3 protein-coding genes are annotated in these 3,761 nt (G+C 76.1%); all 3 read right to left on the bottom strand.

Annotation, left to right across the window (positions count from 1 at the left end; translation table 11 throughout):
- Nucleotides 1-773 (bottom strand): glycosyltransferase (locus AB0F11_RS37890; protein WP_362184374.1); only part of this gene is annotated, 773 nt, incomplete at its 3' end.
- Complete coding sequence (locus AB0F11_RS37885) at nt 770-2,434, bottom strand: carbamoyltransferase C-terminal domain-containing protein (protein WP_362184372.1); 1,665 nt, start codon at nt 2,432-2,434, stop codon at nt 770-772. The genes AB0F11_RS37885 and AB0F11_RS37890, both read right to left, overlap by 4 nt.
- Before the next feature lie 12 nt (nt 2,435-2,446).
- Nucleotides 2,447-3,442, bottom strand: coding sequence for an NAD-dependent epimerase/dehydratase family protein (locus AB0F11_RS37880; protein WP_362184370.1), 996 nt, complete (start codon nt 3,440-3,442; stop codon nt 2,447-2,449).
- Between the last annotated feature and the right edge of the window lie 319 nt (nt 3,443-3,761).

Genomic DNA, 3,761 nt, shown 5'->3' with positions numbered 1-3,761 from the left:
CAGGCGGTGGCCGTCACCGCCAGATGGCCGGGCCGCCGGCCCAGCGGGGCGGCCGCCCGGGCCCGCCAGCCGCGGCCGTGGAGCCGGCCCATCAGGACGTCGTCGGCGTTCCCGGCCTGGGTGCGCACCGAGACCCAGCGGTCCGCGGGCCGGACCGGGTGGCGGGTGCGGCGCGTGCCGTCGGCCAGGCTCCAGCCGCCGGCGAGCAGGCGCAGCGCGAGGTCGGCGTCCTCCCGGAAGGCCCGCGGGAAGCGTTCGTCGAACCCGCCGGCCGCCTCCAGCGCCGCGGTGCGGACGGCCATGTCGGCGGTGATCCAGCGGGCGGTGGCCAGGCCCGCGGTGGACCGCTCCCAGTCGGTGGGCCGCCGGTCGGCCGGCAGCGGCACCTCGATCCGTGCGGCGACGGCGGCGGTCGCGGGTCCGGCGGCCGCGAGGTCGCGGGCCAGCTCGCCACCCCAGGCGGGGCCGGGCACCACGTCGTCGTCGAGGAACACGATCCAGGGGACGTCGCCGGCGGCGCACCAGCCCGCGTTGCGGGCGGCGGCCGGGCCGCGGGCCGCGCCCGGCACCACGACGGTCAGCGGCCGCAGGGCGGCGGGTATCTCCAGGGGCGGGACCGACCCGCCGGGTCCCGGCCGGTCGTGCACGACGACCACCCGGCAGGGGCCCGGCCCGCGCGTGCCCGCGAGCGCCTCCAGGCAGGCGCGCAGCTGCGGACGGCCGACCGTGGGCACGACCACGGCGTAACGGATGGGCGGCTCCGGGGCGTTCACGCCGACCACCCCTCGGGCGAGGTGCGGAACATCCGGCCACGGCGGACCGCGTACGGGCCGATGGCCAACAGGTCCACCGGCGCCGAGCCGAAGCACTCCAGCGCGTCCCGCGGATCGTCGACCATGGGCCGGCCGGCCGTGTTGAGGCTGGTGTTGACCACCACGGGCAGCCCGGTGAGCCGTTCGAAGGCGTGCAGCATGCGCGCCACCAGCGGTTCGCGCCCCGCGTCGACGGTCTGGATGCGGGCCGTTCCGTCGACGTGCACCACGGCCGGGATCCGCTCGGCCCAGCCGGGCCGTACGTCGTGCACGAAGAGCATGTACGGGCTGGGCAGCGGGCCGTCGAAGAGCTCGGCGGCCCGGTCGGCCAGCACCATCGGCGCCACCGGCCGGAACTGCTCCCGGCCCTTGACGTCGTTGAGCCGCTCCAGGTTCCCCGCGTGCCCGGGGTGGGCGAGCAGCGACCGGTGTCCGAGGGCGCGCGGGCCGTACTCCGAGCGGCCCTGGAACCAGGCCACCACGGCGTTGTCGGCCAGGGCCTGCGCCACGGTGTCCGCGATGTCGGCGGGGCGGTCGAAGGGCACGCCCGCGTCCTTCAGCCAGGCCCCGAGCTCCGCGTCGGACCACTCCCGGCCCAGGTCGGCGCCGTCCATCGGCTCCGGGTCGTCGCCGGCGCCCGCGGAGAGCAGCAAGGCGCCGCCGAGGGCGGTGCCGGCGTCCCCGGCCGCGGGCTGGACCCAGACCCGGGAGAACGGGCCCTCGCGGGAGATCCGCGCGTTGGCCACGCAGTTGAGCGCGACGCCGCCGGCCAGCGTGAGCACATCGTCGCCGGTCCGGCCGTGCAGCCAGCGCACCAGGTCGAGCAGGGTCTCCTCCAGCACGGCCTGCGCGGAGGCCGCGGTGTCGGCGTGGTCGCGGGTCCAGGGCTCGTCGGCGCCGCGGGGCGGGCAGAGCTCGTGCCAGGGCACGGCGTTCGCCCGGAAACCGCCGTCGCCGGTGGGGAACACGTACCGGCGCAGCTCGGAGAGCATCCGCGGGGTGCCGTGGGAGGCGAGGGCCATCACCTTGAACTCGTCGGAGGAGCGCAGGAACCCCAGGTGCGCGGTGAGTTCCTCGTAGACCAGGCCGAGGGAGTGCGGCAGCTCCTGGGCGTACAGCGGTTCCAGCTCGGCGCCCGTTCGCCGGGCCGCGAGGTGGGAGGCCCGTTCGCCGCGGCCGTCGAGCACCAGCACGGAGCTGCGTGTGGCGCCGTCCGCGGCGAAGGCGGCGGAGGCCGCGTGCGCCATGTGGTGGGGGACGAAGCGCACCAGCGCGGGGTCGAGCCCCGGCAGGGCGGTGGCCAGGAAGCCGGGGGCCTCGCGCGCGTAGGTCTGCCGCAGGTGGTCCCACGGGTCGTCCAGCCCCATGTCGGCGGCCGGGCGGGCGAGCCGCGGGTCGTAGGAGTAGGCGACGGCGTCGAGGTCCTGCGGGCGCAGGCCGGCCCTGCGAAGGCACCAGCGGGCCGACTCGACCGGCAGCTCCCAGGCGGAGAACGGCACCGGCCGCTTTCCGTGCTTGCGTCGGGTGAAGCGTTCCTCCTCGGCGGCCGCCACGGTCCGCCCGTCGATGACGAGAGCAGCCGCGGGGTCGTGGAAGAGGGCGTTGATACCGAGGATGCGCATGGCTGCCGCCCTTCAGGATCCGGAGCGGTCCGGTCCGGGCCGGGCCGGACGGCCGCCCTGGGACCGGAACCAGGCGATGGTCCGCTGCAGCCCGTCCGCCATCTCCACCTGCGGCTCCCACTGGAGCTTTCCGCGGGCCAGCGTGATGTCGGGACAGCGGACCGCCGGGTCGTCCACCGGCCGCTCCACGTACCGGATCTCCGAGGCCGAACCGGTCAGCTCGATGATCCGCCGGGCCAGGTCGGCCATGGTGATCTCGTCGGGGTTGCCGATGTTCACCGGTCCGCGCAGGCCGTGGGCGGCCGCGGCCAGGATTCCGGCCACCGTGTCGTCGACGTAGCACAGGGAGCGGCTCTGCCGGCCGTCGCCCGTGACGGTGAGCGGTACGCCGTCCAGCGCCTGCCGGATGAACGTGGGGACGGCCCGCCCGTCGTGGCCCCGCATGCCGGGCCCGTAGGTGTTGAACAGCCGCACGATGCAGGTGTCCGTGCCGTGGACCGCGGAGTGCGCCGTGGTGAGCGCCTCGCCGAAGCGCTTGGCCTCGTCGTACACGCTGCGCGGGCCGACCGGGTTGACGTGGCCCCAGTACGCCTCGCTCTGCGGGTGCTCGTGCGGGTCCCCGTACACCTCCGAGGTGGAGGTCAGGACGAACCGGGCACCGCTGCGGCGGGCCAGCTCAAGGGCGTTGCGGGTGCCCAGGCTGCCGGCGTCCAGGGTGTGCAGCGGGAGTCGCAGGTAGTCGGCGGGAGACGCCGGCGAGGCGAGGTGCAGGACGAGGTCGGGCGGCCGGTCCACCGTGAACGGGCGGGTGACGTCGGCCCGGCGCGGGGTGAAACCGGGGTGGTCCAGCAAACCGGCTATGTTGTCCGGCAGTCCGGTGCTGAAGTCGTCGAGGCACGTGACCTCGGTACCCGCGGCGAGCAGGGCCGCACACAGGTGCGAGCCCACGAATCCGGCGCCGCCGGTGACGACGGCATGCGTCCAGCGGTGGTCCGGCGAGAACGTCATGGGATCTCCCTGGGAGGGGCCGGCGCGGGGGCCGGAGCTCGGGAAAAGCGGGCTCGGGGCCCGGGGGGAGGAGGGCGCCCCAGGGGGGAGCGCCGACGTGACCCCACCCTGCCCGTGGTGGGCGGGTCACGGCGCGGCGGGGACGCCATTGGAGTGAACCGGCGAGCCGGCCGCGGCGCGCGGTCCCGGCTCATGCACAGCTGCAGCGGGTGTTCGTTTTGCGGCTCGGTGCCCGCACGGCCGCCGCAGCGGCGGCGCAGGCCCTCCGCATTTCAGCCTCGCCGGCGTTTGAGGCGCTGGGTCTGGGGCGGAGCCCCAG

The organism is Streptomyces sp. NPDC032472, assembly GCF_040636955.1.
GTDB lineage: Bacteria > Actinomycetota > Actinomycetes > Streptomycetales > Streptomycetaceae > Streptomyces.
The sequence above is the reverse complement of the archived record's forward strand: the minus strand, read 5'-3'. Positions and strand labels throughout refer to the sequence as shown.